A 16,924-nucleotide genomic window follows, 5' to 3' on the forward strand; every position below is an offset into this window, starting at 1 on the left:
CTGGCAAGAAATTATCAGTCGCTACTCTGCCTCGTATCGGCCATCGTTTGGCTGGCCTGATTGTTAACGCTCCCTAGTCATAGACCCCGCCCTCATCACAGCAGGCCGGCCGGCTAAATTTACATTAAAAACTTATAAATCAGATATTTGCTGGCCATTCTTGCATGAACCATGCATGCCGTCTCCCAGTCGAATGACCGCGCTCCACGCGGCCAGCATCTCTTGCCAACATGAACCACGGCAGAGCTACGCTTACACCCGGCAGCAGTGCTCCACCATCTCAGCCAGCCAGAGAGTTCAATGCTCCCAGCAAAGTATTTTATTAATTTAATTAAGAAGTTACTTGATGAAGCGCTTAACAGTTCGTTCCTGTCGATGGAGCGGTCAGACTGACCAGGTCATCACTACAGCGGTAACGACATGTTCATTTCACGTAGCTTGCTTGATTCCAGCCGGGGCGACGAGATGCGTCGACCCGCCCTCCATGCCATCCTAGGGGCTTTTCCAGCCGCCGGATCCTTTCCATGTCGCTTGCCATCAGCCTGATTGCCCCCTCCTCGGTCACCGACGACGCCGCCATCGCACGAGGCATTCGTGGGCTGGAGTCGCTGGGTGTCAGGGTGCGCTGCCCCGAACCGCTGCAGCGGCCCTGTCGCTACCTGGCCGGCTCCCGCGAGTGGCGGCTGGCCCAGCTACATGCCGCCTATGACGACCCCGAGACCCAGGCCGTATGGGCGATCCGCGGCGGCTACGGCGCCGCCCAGCTCCTCGACGGCATCGACTGGACCCGGCTGGCCGCCAACCCCAAGCCCCTGGTGGGCTACTCCGATGTCACCGTGCTGCTCGACCACTGGCACCGCCACGGCCTGCCGGCGATCCACGGCCCGGTGGTCAAGGCCGCGAGCGGCCTGCTCGAGGCCGAACACACGGCCGACGACGGGAAGACCGAAAGCGAGGCTGCTAGCGAGACAGGTCACGAAGAGCGCCGGGTAGTGCATCAGCAGTTCACCGAGACCCTGGCACTGATTCAGGGGACGACAGCGCTCGACTATCCAGTTGCCGCCTGGCGCGAGGCCCCCGCCACACTCTGCGGCCCTCTCGTCGGCGGCAACCTCACCACCCTGGCAAGCCTCTCGGGCACGCCCGCCGCCTTCCAGGCACCGCCCGGGGCGCTGGTGATCCTCGAGGATGTGGGGGAGCCCTGGTATCGCCTGGAGCGGGCCCTGTGGCAGCTGGTGCATGGCGGCGCCCTGGACCGGGCCGCCGCCGTCTGTCTGGGTACCTTCGAGGGCTGCCCGCCCTGGGGCGATGAATGCCTCGAGGCGATCCTCGCCGCGACCCTGGCGCCATTGGGCATCCCGCTCTATCACGGCCTGCCGGTGGGCCATGGAGTGCACAACCGCCCTTGGCGCTACGGCGCCAGCGGGCAGATCCACCAGGGGCGTCTCAGCGTGGCGAGCTGACCGGCAGGCGGCGTGCACCAGTGTCTTCTATCTACAACAGGGCCTTTATATAAGATTGTCGCGATCATGCGGGCATTGGCGCCCATCGTCGGGATTCCTTGCCTCACACATCGCGGGCGAGTATTATTTGTGCACCGCAGCGAGAAGCTCTCCTTGCGCTGCACCCGACCGTGCTGACTCACGTGGTATCGTGAAAAAGCACACGTGCCCAGCGAGAACCGTGAGGAAACACCGATGGGAACCCGAACGCGCCTGATGCTGACCTGCTGCCTGGCAGGCCTGCTGGCCCTCGGCACTGCTGCCAACGTCAATGCTCATGACACCAGCGCCGAGACTCAGCAGGGATACGCCTCCTTCTATGCCGACAAGTTCCAGGGCCGCACCACGGCCAGCGGCGTGCCGTTTGACCAGAACCAGCTTACCGCCGCCCATCGCCACCTGCCCTTCGGCACCGAGGTGGTGGTAGAGCGCCCGGATACCGGCCAGGAGGTCACGGTCGTGATCAACGATCGCGGCCCCTTCGTAAGGGGCCGCATCATCGATCTCTCCAAGCGTGCCGCCAGGAAGCTGGGCCTTATCAACCGCGGCGTGGCCCCGGTGATCATCACCCAGGTCAACTGATTCCCGCCATGGCGGCCGGCATGCCCGTCCCGCTCGCCAGCTGAATCGCGATGGCGGCCATCATCACGCCGATGGCTCCGTCGATGGCCCGCCACGCCACCGGCCGTTTCAGCCAGGGCGCCAGCGCCGCCCCTCCCCAGGCCAGCAGGCTGAACCACAGTATCGATGCCGACCCCGCCCCGGCCAGGAAGCCGGCGGTGCTGCTCTGCTGCGCCCCCACCGCCGGAATCAGCAGCAGGGTATCCAGGTAGACCTGGGGGTTGAGCAGGGTCACCGCCAGGGTGGCCAGGATCACCCGGCGACGCCCCGGCGGCGCCTGGGCCTCGCCATCCAGCCCCCGACGCCCGCTGACGGCACGCCACAGGGCCTGGGCAGCCAGCCAGCCAAGAAACAGCACCCCGGCCCAGCGCATCACCTCCATCGCCTGGGGCACCGCCAGCAGCAGCGCGCTGATGCCGAGCATGCCGGCACTCAGCAGCAAGAGATCGCTGGTCATGCACAGCCCGGCCGACCACCAGTGGTGCTGACGACGCACCGCCAGCCCCAGCACATAGGCATTCTGGGCGCCGATTGCCATGATGATCCCGCCGCTAACCACCAGCCCGGTCAGATAGCTCTCCAGCATCTCCCTGCTCCCATGTCGTTATCGATGGCGGCCAGCCTAGCCGATGCCAGCCATACGCAAAAATCATCCTGTTAATGTCGCATCAGCTCTGCTTATGATGACCCAAATATTGGTCGGATATATGAAATGCTGGATTACAAGCTGCTGGAGGCCCTGGCGGCCGTGGTGGAGTGTGGCGGCTTCGAGCGCGCCGGCGAGGCGCTGGGGCTCTCGCAATCGGCGATCTCCCAGCGCATCCGCACCCTGGAGATACGCCTGGGGCAGCCCGTGCTGGTGCGCACCCCGACGCTGGCCCCCACGCCGGTGGGGCGCCAGCTGCTCAACCATGCCCGGCGCGTTCAGCTGCTCGAGCGCGACCTGAGCCGGGCGTTGCCGACCCTGGAGAGCGAGGCCCCCCGCCTGCGCATCGCGGTGAACGCCGACAGCCTGGCCACCTGGTGGGCCGAGGCCGTCGGAGTCCTGTGTCGGGAGGAGGGGGTAGTCCTCGACCTGGTGGTGGAGGATCAGGAGGTCGGCCTGCGCCGCCTGCGCGACGGCGATGTGGCCGCCTGCCTGTGTGCCAGCCCACAGCCCATCGCCGGGGCCCGCGCCCTGCCCCTGGGCCGGATGAGCTATCTGCCGCTGGCCACGCCCGCCTATCGCGAGCGCCATTTTTCGGCGGGCCCTGCCGCCGAGGCCTTTCGCCAGGCGCCGGCCATCGTCTTCGGCCCCAACGACCAGCTACAGCACCGCTTTCTGGCCCAGTGCGGCTACCACGGCCCCTTTCCCTACCACCTCTGCCCCGCTTCGGAGGGCTTCGTCAGGCTGGCCCTGGCCGGCATGGGCTACGGCATGATCCCGCGCATGCAGGTGGAGAGACGGCTGGCGGCCGGCGAGCTGGTCAGCATCGCCCCGGGGCAGGCGCTGGAGGTGCCGCTCTACTGGCACAGCTGGCGCCATAGCGGCCAGCTGATCGAGCGGCTGAGCGAGGCGCTGGGCGCGGTCAGCCTGGTGTGATTCAGTACGCCGGAGGCGGGGTTCCCCTTGCATAAGGACGCTCGATCGCGCGATGCAGCGCCGCCAGCGAAAAGGCTCGCACGAACTCGTCGAACGGGCGACCATCGAACCACAGCCGAATCACCGGCAGGCTGAACACCTGGCGCTGGGCACACACCGACTGCCCCTCGCCCTGGCAATCCACATAGACGCCCCGCATGGCGGGAAACGACTCGGCCAGCATCGCCTCGATGCGCGACTTGATCGCCTGACACACCCCACAGGCCGGGCCGCCATAGAGCACCAGTAGCGCCGGAGACTCCGCCTCCAGCGCCGCCAGCTCCTCCAGGGAGGAGACAGGGCGCAGCGCACTCAGCTCGCCCTTCTCACTCGGCTTACTCGTCTTGCTCGACTTACTCATCATCACCGTCGGCGAGCTTGTCCTGGGTGCGGGTGGCGAAGTCCTCGGCCGCGTGACGCTCATGGAGCTGCATCTCCGGCTCGCCGAAGGTGCGATTGACCATGCGGCCACGCTGCACCGCCGGGCGCTCGTCGATCTCCCGGGCCCAGCGCACCACATGGGTATACTCCTGCACCTGCAGGAACTCGCCGGCATCATAGAGCCGCCCCAGCACCAGCTGGCCATACCAGGGCCAGGTGGCCATGTCGGCGATGGTGTAGGTGTCGCCGGCCAGGTAACGGTTCTCGGCCAGGTGGCGATCCAGCACATCGAGCTGGCGCTTGGTCTCCATGGCGTAGCGGTCGATGGGGTACTCGAGCTTCTCCGGCGCATAGGCGTAGAAGTGCCCGAAGCCGCCGCCCAGGAAGGGCGCGCTGCCCATCTGCCAGAACAGCCAGTTCAGGGTCTCGGTACGCGCGACGTGATCGCTCGGCAGAAACTCGCCAAACTTCTCCGCCAGGTAGAGCAGGATGGAGCCGGATTCAAACACCCGGGTAGGCGGCTTGGTGGAGTGATCCATCAGCGCCGGGATCTTTGAGTTGGGATTCGCCTCGACGAAGCCACTGCCGAACTGGTCGCCATCGCCGATGCGGATCAGCCAGGCGTCGTACTCGGCGTCTCGATGCCCCAGCGCCAGCAGCTCCTCGAACATCACCGTGACCTTGACCCCGTTGGGAGTGGCCAGGGAGTAGAGCTGGAAGGGGTGCTCGCCCACCGGCAGCGCCTTCTCATGGGTCGTCCCGGCGATCGGGCGGTTGGTGCTGGCGAAGGCGCCACCGCTGGGATGCTCCCACTTCCACACCTTGGGCGGCACGTACTGATTCTGTTCGCTCATGCTGACTCCTGGTTGCGAAGCCGCGCCGGTCATCGGCGACGGCGTGTGAGCCTCCGACAAACGATAGCGGGTTAAGGTTTCGGATTCGAGCCGCTGGGCCCGCCAGCCACCATGAATCACGCATAAGCGTGGTGGCAACCGCCTACAAGCGTGGTAGGAAAAGACCGACAACGTGCCGAAGGCGCTTGGCTAAGGTAAAAGAATCACTGCGGGTCAGGGAATCACTCCCGGGAGGGCCCCATGCGCCCCATTGCGTCACCATCGGCCGGCCTGCGCTCGCACCACGGCTTTACCCTGATCGAGCTGATCGTGGCCATCGCCGTGCTCGCGATCATGGTCACCTGGGCGGTGCCAAGCTTCCAGCAGTTTACCGCCCGCAACGAGGTTGCCGCCGAGGTGATGCGCCTCAAGAGTGCGCTGGCGATGACCCGCAGCGCGGCCATTACCCGCCGCGGCACCGTTACGCTATGCCCGAGTGTGGATATGAGCCAGTGTGCGATCAGCAACAACGCCGATGGCAAGGCGTGGCTGGCGACCCTGGCCATTTTCGAAGGCCGCGGCGAGCCCGGCGACACCCTGCTGCGCACGCTTGGCGAGAGCCGGCTGCCCGCCATCACATATCGCAATGATAATCGTCCGGTGCGCTACAAGGCGTTGGGCCGCACGATGGGCTACAACGGCACCTTCCGGCTCTGCGGAGGGCAGGAAGAGGGGGCTAGTGTCATTGTCAGTAACGCCGGTAGGGTACGCGTGGAGTCTTCTCGCCCGTCCGAGTGCTAAAACCATGTAACTCAGCTAGAGGCATTCACCATCCCTTCTCGGCAGAGCGAGTGAAGCCCGTACAAGGCCTGAAGCCGGAAATCTTAACAAACTTCGCTTACCCCGCCACCTCACAAAACCAGTCAAAACGCTCCGTTAATACCAGCTGATAACCTCGGGAGTACTAAGTGCCTATTCAAAATTAATCGCGTTATCAGTTCCATAGCTACCGAGCAGCCGGTGTACCTCATCACAGAGGCGCTTGACCGGCGGAACGAACTCGCCACCGATATAGTTGCCGTAGCGCGACTCGAAGGCGACGACCGCACCGGACTGGCTCGGATTGGTATAAATCATGGTAAACTCCTTGATGATAATTGTTAAGCAGGCCGGCTCATCCCTACCGGCCCATCGCGACTTAGGCGAGATGATGAACGTCTTGCAAGCCGTACACTGGTGTAGCGATGCCTTCCATACGAGCCTTGAGCTGCAAGGCCAGATACTGGGAATAGTGTCGAGACTGATGCAGGTTGCCGCCATGGAACCATAGCGCTTCCTGCTGCGTCGGCTTCCACATATTCCGTAGCTCGCCTTCCCAGGGGCCAGGATCCTTGGTGGTATCGGAGCCCATTCCCCAACACTTTCCCACCTTGTCGGCCACCTCCTGCGAAATGATGCGAGCCGCCCAGCCATTCATGGAGCCGTAGCCAGTGGCATAGATGATCAGGTCGGCGGGCAACTTAGTTCCATCGGTGAGGGTTACTGAGCGCGGATTGATGTGCTCAATACTCACGCCGCTACGCAACTTGATCTCACCGTCGGCGATCAAGTCGCATGCCCCCACGTCGATGTAATAGCCTGAGGCCCGCCGCAGATACTTGAGAAACAGTCCAGAATCATCATCGCCGAAATCAAGCATAAATCCGGCATCTTCCAGTCTCTTGTAGAACTCGGCATCGCGCTCTCGGATCTGGTTGAAGAGAGGACGCTGAAAGTCGGGTAGCAGCTTGTAGGGAATGGAAGCAAAGATCAGGTCGGCCTTGTCATGAGTGATCCCTTGGCGGACGGCCTCTTCGGAATAGAGTGGCCCAAGGGCAATCTCCATAAGAGAGTCAGATTTCACGACATGGGTGGAGGAGCGCTGCAGCATGGTGACATCCGCATCGTTTTCCCACAGCGCCGCGCATATATCGTGAGCCGAGTTGTTAGCCCCCACGACAACCACCTTCTTTCCGCGGTAAGCATCAGGTCCCGGATGCTGGCTCGAGTGTTGCTGTTCCCCCTCGAAGGTTTCGGCACCGGGAAATTGCGGCACGTTGGGCATGCCCGACATCCCAGTTGCCAGGACCAGTTGCTTGGGGCGAAGCGTGACACGTTCTCCATCTCGATTGACGTTTACCGTCCACTCGCCGCTAGCCTCATCATAACTGGCGCTCTCGCACACGGTAGAGCTCCAGTAATTGAGCTCCATGACCTTGGTATACATCTCCAGCCAGTCGCCGATCTTGTCCTTGGGCGCAAAGACTGGCCAGTTGTCGGGAAAGGGAATATAGGGCATGTGGTCGTACCACACAGGGTCGTGCAGACACAGCGACTTGTAACGATTACGCCAGGCATCACCGGGACGAGGGTGCTTGTCGAGCACGATCGTAGGCACGTTCATCTGGCGCAGGCGAGCCGCCAGCCCAATGCCCCCCTGACCACCGCCGACGACAACGCAGTAAGGTTGCTCTCTGTAGCCAAGCGTCTCTTCTTCGCGCTCACGAGCTTCAAGCCAGGTTTCACGAGTCTTGCTGGCACCATGCTGGGCTCCCATGGGGCGACGCAGACCACTCGGTTCAGGGTAATCCTTCAACTCCTTCATGGTGGTCAACAAAGTCCAACACTGACCATTCTTCAATCGCACCAGGCCCTTGCCTCGCGCCACCGCGGTTTCGAAAGTGAACCATGCTTCGGTGACACCGTCGGATTCAGTGGCTTCGCCGTCAATCTGCCAGTTCGTAGGACGAATCTGATCGAGTGTGGCATTGAGCATGGACTGAATGGCGTCCTTGCCTTCCAGCGTCTTGAGATTCCAGGTAAAGGCGACCAGGTCGCGCCAGTAGCACTCCTCGCCGAACAGGGTCAGAACGCTTGCGATATCCCGCTGTTCAAGCGCGTTCTCGAAATCAGCGAGCCAAAGCTGCACTTCCTGGGTAGGCGTGTGTGTCGTCATCGTTGTTCTCCGTTTTGTTCGTAGGTGACACGCCCACTCCACAGCATGAAGTGTGCCAATCCCGGCCGCCCAACCGAAAACACCGCTAAATAACTGATAATAATAGAAATACTGTTACAAGAAACAGCGTGAAGTGATGAACGAAATGGATACGGATGAAACACCTGTCACGTAACGAGAGAAAGGGCGCGTTACACCTGTAATGCTCGACGAAGGGTGGAGGTGCAGCCGATTGACTCCCTGCGCGGTCGGCTTAGGCTGAACGAGTGACTGCCACACAACAACAAGAGCCGCTGGAATTACAGCGGGGGTATGGAGAGGCAGCAATGCAACTACGTAACGAACAACGCCAGCATATTCATACTTTGACCCGGCTCGCCGAGGATCAGATGAGTGGTCTGGACACATACCGAGATGTGATCCGGCGCTCCTGGGAGCGTTGTATGGGCGAGTATCATCTCGACCCAACTCGCCCACGCTCGGTGCGCGTCTTGACCCAGCAAGCATTAAAGGAGCATCGCGAGCCGGTAGACGAGCTTTTGCACGTCGCTCGTGCCGGTGTCGATCAGCTCTTCGCACAGGTGGCCCCATTGGGCTATGTGCTGCTGCTTGCCGACCAGCGTGGCATTACCGTGGACTTCCGCGGTCAACGAGACCAGGAGGCGGACCTGCGCCGAGCCGGCCTACATCTCGGGCTCGACTGGGGTGAACGTCATGCGGGCACCTGTGCCGTAGGCACATGCCTACATGAGGCGCGCGCCATTACCTGTCATCAGAATGAACATTTTGATGCTACGCATATCGATCTAACCTGCACAGCAGCGGCAATAACCGACCCCCAGGGGAATGTCATCGCGGTGCTGGATATCTCAGCCCTTCGCTCGCCACGCGCTTCGGAAAGTCAGAATTTCTGTCTGCCCATGGTCAGCCTCTACGCACGGATGATCGAAGATGCCTACTTCCTGCATCGCTACCGTGACAGCCTAATTCTGCGTTTTGATACCACCCGCGCTTTCGTTCATCTCAACGGCAAGGGGTTGATTGCAATCGAGGAGGACGGCAGCATCATCGCCGCCAATGGCGAAGGGCGCGGACTGATCGAAGCGCATCTGCAACGCTGGCCACCATGGTCAGTGGACCTTCTACCTAATGCCAACCAACTGTTCGACTGTGAAGTCAGTGACTTGCTGAGTATCCCTTATTCAAGCGAGGATCAGATCCGCGCATTTCGTGTACGCGCCAGCGAAGCGATCTGCTTCATTACAGTGATGGAACCCCGTGGGCCACGGGCTTATCAGCGCCCCACTCCCTCCACTCCCACACCGGTTCCGGCGTTGGACCGTCTCGCCTCAGACGATCCTGCCATGCACCGTCTTATCAAGCTGGCACGCCGCCTACGCAACGAGATGGTGAACGTGTTGATCACCGGAGAAACGGGGACCGGCAAGGAAGTCCTGGCCCGAGCCTTGCACGACAGCGGCTCGCGCGCAGAAGGGCCTTTCGTGGCGGTCAACTGCGCAGCGATACCGGAGTCGTTGATCGAAAGTGAGCTGTTTGGCTACTTGCCCGGGGCCTTTACCGGCGGGCGTAGCAAGGGCATGCGCGGGCTGATTCAACAGGCCGATGGTGGCACGCTGTTTCTGGATGAGATCGGTGACATGCCGCTGACACTGCAGACCCGTCTGTTGCGCGTGCTGGCCGAGAGTGAAGTCATGCCGTTGGGCGCCGAGAAGGCTGTGCGCGTCGATATTCGTGTCATCACTGCCACCCATCGTGACATGCATGAGTTGATCGCCCACGGTCAATTCCGCGAGGACCTGTACTATCGCCTGAACGGCGCACAGCTGCGCCTTCCAGCACTCCGCGAGCGGGCCGACAAGCATTTCATTATCAGGAGTATCTACGGATCATTGGTGGCCGAACGGCAGTGCGACGTGCGTCTTCGCGCCGACGCGATGAGCGCCTTGCTGGCCTACGCCTGGCCAGGCAATATCCGACAATTGAAGAATGCACTGAGGTTTGCTCTGGCCACGACAGAGGGTGAGGAGATCACCGTCCACGACCTGCCCGAGGAGTGCCGAGGTAGGGTGGCGAGTACTCCCCAGGTCATCGAGTCGCCCCCACAGTCTGATGTCTGCGAGAGTGGCCAAGCCTTGCACACCTTATTACAGGAGACCGGCTGGAATATCAGCGATGTGGCGCGCCGACTGGGTGTCTCGCGCCCTACCGTATATCGACGCATGCGCCGGCATGCACTGGTGTCACCCAACCGACGCAGTATCGACGAAATGACTGACATGGAGGAGTCTGACAAATATCACCTGGACCCGAGATCCAAGGCCTGAAACTCCACCTTCTTCAGACCCCAAAATACCCCCAGGTCGCATAGCCGGCCTCGGCGAACCTCGAGTGGCATCAAAGGCTCAGGCCCCAATCTGAGTAATTAAAGCCACTGGGCTATATTGCAACAGCTGGCGTCGTCCCCATCTCACTCAGGCATTATGAACCACCCTGCCGAGCTCGCCGATGTCGTACCCGCCCAGCGCCTCGGCACGCTCGACGAAGCGAGGCTCCTGGGCGAAGGCAAGGAGTCGCTGAATCGGCGGTTCGAAGTAGCTGCGCCGTCGCATCGCCAGATCAAAGTGCTCCTGCTGCAGGGGCAGAAAGGTCAGCCCCTGGCGCTTCGCCGCCGCTTCCACGCCGAGTCCCGCATCCGCCTCGCCCTGGCGCACCGCCAGGGCGAGATCATCTTCCGAGAGCGAAGGGTGCTCGGAAAAACGTAATTGCGAGGCTTCCACGCCCTCCCGATCCAGCAGCCAGGTCAGCAGCCGCCCTGCCCCCGCATCCGGCTGACGATGGGCAACCCGCACTCCGGGCCGTGCCAGGTCGGCCAGCCGCCGAATACCCAACGGGTTGTCCGATGCCAGCAGCAACCCCTGACGCCGAATCGCCCAGCGCACCATCACCAGATCGCGCATGCCGCCCATCCCCAGGGCCTCGGGGCGATTGTACTCACCACTCGCCGCATCCAGCAGATGCAGGCCAGCCAGCATCACCCGCCCCTCCAGCAGACGTCGGACCCCATCCCCGCTGCCTTGACACAGTAGCGCCAGCTGGGAGCCACTCTCCCGCACCGCCCACTCCAGCAGCGGATCCTGGCTACCGGCCAGCACCATGGGCACCGGCCGTGCCGTGGATTGATCCCCCTCCAGGTGGTTCATCAGCCAAAGATCGATGCTGTGGCGAGGAAACAGCAACTTGCCCGTCACCCGCACACAGGGAATGGCCTGTTGGCGTACCAGGTCGTAGACCTTGCGCTCCTTGAGGCGCAGGTAGTCCGCTACCTCGTTGGTGGTCAGGTAGGTCTGCATGCCTGTTCTCCGCTGGTACTGCATACTAATGTTCTGAGATGTCTTATTTACACGACTGCATGCATCTTGGAACCTAAACGCACAAGATGCCAGTCATCCAATGGAGATCTGCATGCCCAGCGACGCCAGCGCCTTGACCACCGCTCTCAGCTTGATCCTCGGCTTCGACCCCGCACTGATGGAGATCGTGGCCCTGTCGCTGAGGGTGTCGCTCGTTGCCGTACTGCTGGCCAGCCTGATCGGACTCCCCCTCGGCGCGGCCCTGGCGCTATGGCGCTTTCCGGGTCGTGGCGCCCTGGTGGTGGCGCTGAACGCCCTGATGGGGCTACCGCCGGTCGTGGCGGGTCTCTGCGTCTACCTGCTGCTCTCCCGTGCCGGGCCCCTCGGAGAGTTGGGACTGCTGTTCACACCAGGCGCCATGGTGGTGGCCCAGGTCATTCTGGTATTGCCGATCATCGCCGCCCTGGCCCGCCAGCAGGTGGAAGAGTTGCACCAGGAGTATCACGAACAGCTCACCTCTCTTGGGCTGTCACGGCAACGCATGATTCCTACCCTGCTGTGGGATGCCCGATTGGGCCTGGTCACGGTGATCCTTGCCGGCTTCGGCCGCGCCAGCGCCGAGGTGGGCGCGGTGATGATCGTGGGGGGCAATATCGATGGCGTGACCCGGGTGATGACCACCGCCATCGTGCTGGAGACCAGCAAGGGCAACCTGGCACTGGCACTGGGCCTGGGTATCGTGCTGCTGGGACTGGTGGCGCTGGTCAACGCCGGCGCCTATATGGTCGGCGAAGCGGCGAGGAGGCGACTGGGATGAACGACATGACGGCACGCTTCGTGGCCGAGCCCCCGACACAGCATCTGCAGGGCATGAGCTTCACTCATCGCGGGCAGCGTCTGCTCGGCCCCGTGAATCTGCGCCTGACCGGGTGCAAACGTACCCTGGTGATGGGCCCCAACGGCGCCGGCAAGAGCCTGTTGATGCGCCTCGCTCACGGACTGTTGTCTGCCACCCAGGGGGAGCTTCACTGGGAGGGGCGCACCCCACGTCAGGCCATGGTCTTTCAGCGCCCGGTACTGCTGAAGCGCTCGGCCCTGGCCAATCTGGTCTATGCCCTGGCGGTCAACGGTACCCCACGTCAAAAACGCAAGGCACGCGCCCGCGAGGCACTGGAGCGCTTCGGTCTGAGTCATCTGGAGCGACGACCGGCCCGAGTGCTCTCCGGCGGAGAACAACAGCGCCTCGCCCTGGCCCGCGCCTGGCTCCTCGACCCCGAGGTGCTGTTTCTCGACGAACCCACCTCGGCCCTCGACCCCGCCGCCATCCTGGCGGTGGAGAGCGCGGTGCAGGAGTTCCACGCCCGGGGTATCCGCATCCTGATGAGCAGCCACGACCTGCACCAGGCCCGTCGTCTTGCCGATGAGGTGCTGTTTCTCAATGCGGGGCGGCTGATCGAACACACCGATGCCGCCACCTTCTTCACGGCTCCTGCCTCGTCCGAGGCGAGGGCCTTTATCCGTGGAGAGCTGGTGCTCTAACCGGACTCTCCGCACCACTCAAGCAGTCGCCTATCGCGACACTCATCAACAACACAAGGAAGCGACCATGCAACACAAGGCACGCATTGCTCTGACCGCCATCGGCCTGATGGGCCTCTCGCTGGCCGCCCAGGCCCAGGACGGGGAAAAGTACATCACCCTGGCCTCCACCACCTCTACCGAGAATTCGGGGCTGTTCGACGTCATTATCCCGCAGTTCACCGACAAGACCGGCATCGAGGTACGTGTCGTCGCCGTGGGCACCGGCCAGGCCTTTGAGATCGCCCGCCGTGGCGACGCCGACAGCCTGCTGGTGCACGACACCGCCGGTGAAGAGCAGTTTGTCGAAGAGGGCTACGGCACCGAGCGCGCCGACGTGATGTACAACGACTTCGTGCTGATCGGGCCTGGCGGCGACCCGGCCGGAATCGCCGATGCCGAGACCGTGGCCGAGGCGATGCAGCTGATCGCCGAGGCCGAGGCGCCCTTCGCCTCCCGCGGCGATGACAGCGGCACCAACCGCGCCGAGCTTCGTCTGTGGGACGCCGCCGGGGTCGAGCCAGGCGGTGACTGGTACCGCGAACTGGGCAGCGGCATGGGGCCGACCCTCAATACCGCCGCCGGCATGGATGCCTATGTGATGAGCGATCGTGCCACCTGGGTCGCCTTCGACAACCCTCAGAATCTCGAGCTGCTGTTTGCCGGCGACGAGGCGATGTTCAACCAGTACGGCAGCCTGTTGATTTCCGAGGAGCGCCACCCTCACCTCAAGCACGACCTGGCCGAACAGTGGCACCAGTGGCTACTCTCCGAGGAGGGTCAGAACGCGATCGGCGATTTCGAGGTCAAGGGGCAGCAGCTGTTCTTCCCCAATGCCGAGTAAGGGGATAGGACATTCGTCGTACAAGCCACAAGGTGCACTTTACGTTAACGTAAACCTGTCCTAGTCTTGGGCCATATAAGGTGTTATCACCCGATATGGCCCGTTGTGCGCAACTGCCTACCTCAGCGCTAAACGCCACAACTCAGACAAGAACGGGAGTTCCCCCATGCACACGCCCTTCAAGCCCCTCGACTTCGGCCTCGACGAAGAACTCAACATGCTGCGCGAACAGGTCAACGCCTTCGCGCGCGACGAGATCGCCCCACGCGCCGCCGAGATCGACGAGAAGAACGAGTTCCCCAACGACCTCTGGCAGAAGTTCGGCGACATGGGCCTGCTCGGCATCACCGTCTCCGAGGAGGATGGCGGCACCGGCATGGGCTATCTGGCCCACTGCATCGCCATGGAGGAGATCTCCCGGGCCAGTGCATCGGTTGGTCTCTCCTACGGCGCCCACTCCAACCTCTGCGTCAACCAGCTCAAGATCAATGCCAATGCGGAGCAGAAGGCCAAGTACCTGCCCAAGCTGATGAGCGGTGAACATATTGGCGCGCTGGCCATGTCCGAGCCGGGTGCCGGTTCCGACGTGGTCTCCATGAAGCTGCGTGCCCGCCAGGATGGCGACAAGTACATCCTCAACGGCAACAAGATGTGGATCACCAACGGTCCCGACGCCGACGTGTTGGTGGTATATGCCAAGACCGACCCGGATGCCGGCTCCAAGGGCATCACCGCCTTTATCATCGAGAAGGACATGCCCGGCTTCTCCACCGCCCAGAAGCTCGACAAGCTCGGCATGCGCGGCTCCAACACCTGCGAGCTGGTGTTCCAGGACTGCGAGGTGCCGGCAGAGAACGTGCTCGGCGAGGTCGGCCGCGGCGTACGCGTGCTGATGAGCGGCCTGGACTACGAGCGCACCGTACTCGCCGCCGGTCCCATCGGCATTATGCAGGCCGCCATGGATATCGTGGTGCCCTATATTCATGAACGTAAGCAGTTCGGCCAGTCCATCGGCGAATTCCAGCTGGTACAGGGCAAGGTGGCGGACATGTACACCACCCTCAACGCCTGCCGTGCCTATCTCTACGCCGTGGCGGCTGGCTGCGACCGTGGCCAGACCTCTCGCAAGGACGCCGCCGGCGTCATCCTCTACTGCGCCGAGAAGGCCACCCAGGTGGCGCTGGATGCCATCCAGCTGCTGGGCGGTAACGGCTACATCAACGAATACCCCACCGGCCGCCTGCTGCGCGACGCCAAGCTCTACGAGATCGGCGCCGGCACCAGCGAGATCCGCCGCATGCTGATCGGCCGCGAGCTGTTCAACGAATCCCGATAAAGCCAAACAAATCACCAACACAATGTAGGAGGGATGCTCCGCATCGCGACTGGCGCCAGAAGGCGCCTTGGCAACACCGCTGGGAGGCCTGCGGCCTCCGGTCGCGCAGCGGAGCTGCCCTCCTACACCAGCCACATCCCGTGTGGTGACAAGACATCAAGGGATCCAAGATGAGCATCCTGCAAACCCAGATCAATCCGCGCAGCGAAGGCTTTCAGGCCAACGAGACGGCGATGCGTGATGAGGTGATGAAGCTGCGTGAGCTTACCGCTGCCATCGCCCAGGGCGGCGGCGAGAAGGCCCGCGCTCGTCACGAGAGCCGCGGCAAGCTGTTCGTGCGCGACCGTATCGACCACCTGGTCGACGAAGGCTCACCCTTCCTCGAGTTCTCGGCGCTGGCCGCTCATGAGGTCTACGACTCCGCGGTGCCCGCCGCCGGTGTGGTCACCGGCATCGGCCGCGTCTCCGGCGTGGAGTGCGTGATCGTCGCCAACGACGCCACCGTCAAGGGTGGCACCTACTTCCCGCTCACCGTGAAGAAACACCTGCGCGCCCAGGAGATCGCCCGCAAGCATCGCCTGCCGTGCATCTACCTGGTCGACTCCGGCGGCGCCTTCCTGCCCCGCCAGGACGAGGTCTTTCCGGATCGCGACCACTTCGGCCGCATCTTCTACAACCAGGCGACTCTCTCCGCCGAAGGCATCCCGCAGATCGCCGTGGTAATGGGCTCGTGCACCGCCGGCGGCGCCTATGTGCCGGCCATGGCCGATGAGTCGATCATCGTGCGCGAACAGGGCACCATCTTCCTCGGCGGTCCGCCGCTGGTGAAGGCCGCGACCGGCGAGAGCATCAGCGCCGAGGACCTGGGCGGCGCCGATGTGCACGCCAAGAAGAGCGGCGTGGCCGACCACTACGCCGAGAACGATGCTCACGCCCTGCAGCTGGCCCGAGCCAGCGTGTCACGCCTCAACTGGCAGAAGCGCGGCCAGCTCAAGATGCAGGAGCCCAAGGCCCCGCGCCTGGACCCCAGCGAGCTCTACGGCATCGTCGGCACCGATCTCAAGAAGCCCTATGACGTGCGTGAGGTGATCGCGCGCATCGTTGACGACTCCGACTTCGATGAGTTCAAGCGCTACTACGGCGACACCCTGGTCACCGGCTTCGCGCACATTCACGGCCATCCGGTGGGCATTGTCGCCAACAACGGCGTGCTCTTCTCGGAGTCCGCGGTCAAGGGCGCCCACTTCATCGAGCTGTGTGCCCAGCGCAAGATTCCGCTGATCTTCCTGCAGAACATCACCGGCTTCATGGTCGGCTCGAAATACGAGCATGAGGGTATCGCCAAGCACGGCGCCAAGCTGGTCACCGCGGTGGCCTGCGCCAGGGTGCCCAAGTTCACCGTGCTGATCGGCGGCAGCTTCGGCGCCGGCAACTACGGCATGTGCGGCCGTGCCTACGACCCCAACCTGCTGTTCATGTGGCCGAATGCACGAATTTCCGTGATGGGCGGCGAGCAGGCTGCCGGCGTGCTGGCTCAGGTCAAGCGCGAGCAGATCGAACGCGAAGGCAAGCAGTGGTCTCCGGAAGAGGAAGAGGCGTTCAAGCAGCCCACTCGCGAGCAGTACGAGCACCAGGGCCACCCCTACTATGCCAGCGCACGGCTGTGGGACGACGGTGTCATCGACCCGGCCCAAACCCGCGATGTGCTCGGCCTGTCGCTCGCCGCCGCCATGAATGCCGAGGTCGAAGAGACCAAGTTCGGCGTGTTCCGGATGTAATCCCACCTTGCTACGCAAGGGAGCTGGAAGCTTGAAGCGGGAAGCTGGAAGTCACCTCATCGAG

General features: G+C 63.0%; 16 protein-coding genes. 10 read left to right on the top strand and 6 right to left on the bottom strand.

Features of this window, described 5'->3' with window-relative positions; all coding sequences use genetic code 11:
- Window positions 1-524 precede the first annotated feature (524 nt).
- Together GRB80_RS10035 and GRB80_RS10040 are read left to right on the top strand one after the other, a co-directional pair.
- Complete coding sequence (locus GRB80_RS10035) at window positions 525-1,463, top strand: S66 peptidase family protein (RefSeq protein ID WP_161423484.1); 939 nt, start codon at window positions 525-527, stop codon at window positions 1,461-1,463.
- A 234-nt stretch (window positions 1,464-1,697) separates the two neighbouring features.
- Window positions 1,698-2,084, top strand: a complete 387-nt coding sequence (locus GRB80_RS10040) for a septal ring lytic transglycosylase RlpA family protein (RefSeq protein WP_161423485.1) — start codon at window positions 1,698-1,700, stop codon at window positions 2,082-2,084.
- On the opposite strand, the gene GRB80_RS10045 is transcribed toward GRB80_RS10040, so the two are convergent.
- Window positions 2,077-2,709, bottom strand: a complete 633-nt coding sequence (locus tag GRB80_RS10045; RefSeq protein WP_161423486.1) for a LysE/ArgO family amino acid transporter — start codon at window positions 2,707-2,709, stop codon at window positions 2,077-2,079. The genes GRB80_RS10040 and GRB80_RS10045 overlap by 8 nt on opposite strands.
- 126 nt (window positions 2,710-2,835) lie before the next feature.
- Between GRB80_RS10045 and GRB80_RS10050 the strand changes: the two genes are divergently transcribed.
- Window positions 2,836-3,705 carry a LysR family transcriptional regulator ArgP gene (locus tag GRB80_RS10050; protein WP_161423487.1) on the top strand — a complete coding sequence of 290 codons (870 nt, stop codon included), beginning with the start codon at window positions 2,836-2,838 and terminating at the stop codon, window positions 3,703-3,705.
- 1 nt (window position 3,706) lies between these two features.
- Here the strand turns inward: GRB80_RS10050 and GRB80_RS10055 are convergent, their stop codons facing one another.
- Window positions 3,707-4,105, bottom strand: a complete 399-nt coding sequence (locus GRB80_RS10055; RefSeq protein WP_161423488.1) for a thioredoxin family protein — start codon at window positions 4,103-4,105, stop codon at window positions 3,707-3,709.
- A complete protein-coding gene (gene yghU / locus GRB80_RS10060; protein WP_161423489.1) occupies window positions 4,098-4,979 on the bottom strand; it encodes a glutathione-dependent disulfide-bond oxidoreductase in 882 nt (293 codons plus the stop codon). Before yghU ends, GRB80_RS10055 begins: the two co-directional genes overlap by 8 nt.
- Before the next feature lie 240 nt (window positions 4,980-5,219).
- On the opposite strand from yghU, the gene GRB80_RS10065 reads away from it, so the two are divergent.
- Window positions 5,220-5,759 carry a GspH/FimT family pseudopilin gene (locus tag GRB80_RS10065; RefSeq protein WP_161424306.1) on the top strand — a complete coding sequence of 180 codons (540 nt, stop codon included), beginning with the start codon at window positions 5,220-5,222 and terminating at the stop codon, window positions 5,757-5,759.
- Between the two features lie 171 nt (window positions 5,760-5,930).
- Here the strand turns inward: GRB80_RS10065 and GRB80_RS16260 are convergent, their stop codons facing one another.
- On the bottom strand, window positions 5,931-6,095 hold the full coding sequence (locus GRB80_RS16260; protein ID WP_202597201.1) for a hypothetical protein: 165 nt from the start codon (window positions 6,093-6,095) through the stop codon (window positions 5,931-5,933).
- A gap of 61 nt (window positions 6,096-6,156) precedes the next feature.
- A complete protein-coding gene (locus GRB80_RS10070; RefSeq protein ID WP_161423490.1) occupies window positions 6,157-7,953 on the bottom strand; it encodes an NAD(P)/FAD-dependent oxidoreductase in 1,797 nt (598 codons plus the stop codon).
- 326 nt (window positions 7,954-8,279) lie between these two features.
- On the opposite strand from GRB80_RS10070, the gene GRB80_RS10075 reads away from it, so the two are divergent.
- The gene (locus GRB80_RS10075) at window positions 8,280-10,298 is read left to right on the top strand and encodes a sigma-54-dependent Fis family transcriptional regulator (protein WP_161423491.1); all 2,019 of its coding nucleotides are present in this window, start codon (window positions 8,280-8,282) and stop codon (window positions 10,296-10,298) included.
- Between the two features lie 147 nt (window positions 10,299-10,445).
- Here the strand turns inward: GRB80_RS10075 and GRB80_RS10080 are convergent, their stop codons facing one another.
- Window positions 10,446-11,324 (bottom strand): helix-turn-helix transcriptional regulator, encoded by an 879-nt coding sequence (locus tag GRB80_RS10080; RefSeq protein ID WP_161423492.1) that lies wholly within the window; start codon window positions 11,322-11,324, stop codon window positions 10,446-10,448.
- Window positions 11,325-11,436: 112 nt separating this feature from the next.
- Between GRB80_RS10080 and GRB80_RS10085 the strand changes: the two genes are divergently transcribed.
- The 5 genes from GRB80_RS10085 to GRB80_RS10105 all read left to right on the top strand — a co-directional run bounded on the left by GRB80_RS10085 (window position 11,437) and on the right by GRB80_RS10105 (window position 16,860).
- Entirely contained in the window at window positions 11,437-12,141 is a 705-nt protein-coding gene (locus tag GRB80_RS10085; RefSeq protein ID WP_132042674.1) for an ABC transporter permease, read from the top strand.
- A complete protein-coding gene (locus GRB80_RS10090) occupies window positions 12,138-12,863 on the top strand; it encodes an ATP-binding cassette domain-containing protein (RefSeq protein WP_237561963.1) in 726 nt (241 codons plus the stop codon). The genes GRB80_RS10085 and GRB80_RS10090 overlap by 4 nt, the downstream gene beginning before the upstream one ends.
- A 109-nt stretch (window positions 12,864-12,972) precedes the next feature.
- Complete coding sequence (locus GRB80_RS10095) at window positions 12,973-13,746, top strand: ABC transporter substrate-binding protein (protein ID WP_237562081.1); 774 nt, start codon at window positions 12,973-12,975, stop codon at window positions 13,744-13,746.
- A gap of 166 nt (window positions 13,747-13,912) precedes the next feature.
- Window positions 13,913-15,082, top strand: a complete 1,170-nt coding sequence (locus tag GRB80_RS10100; RefSeq protein WP_161423494.1) for an isovaleryl-CoA dehydrogenase — start codon at window positions 13,913-13,915, stop codon at window positions 15,080-15,082.
- Between the two features lie 170 nt (window positions 15,083-15,252).
- Window positions 15,253-16,860, top strand: coding sequence for a carboxyl transferase domain-containing protein (locus GRB80_RS10105; RefSeq protein ID WP_161423495.1), 1,608 nt, complete (start codon window positions 15,253-15,255; stop codon window positions 16,858-16,860).
- Window positions 16,861-16,924 lie beyond the last annotated feature (64 nt).

The organism is Halomonas icarae (assembly GCF_009901955.1).
GTDB lineage: Bacteria > Pseudomonadota > Gammaproteobacteria > Pseudomonadales > Halomonadaceae > Halomonas > Halomonas icarae.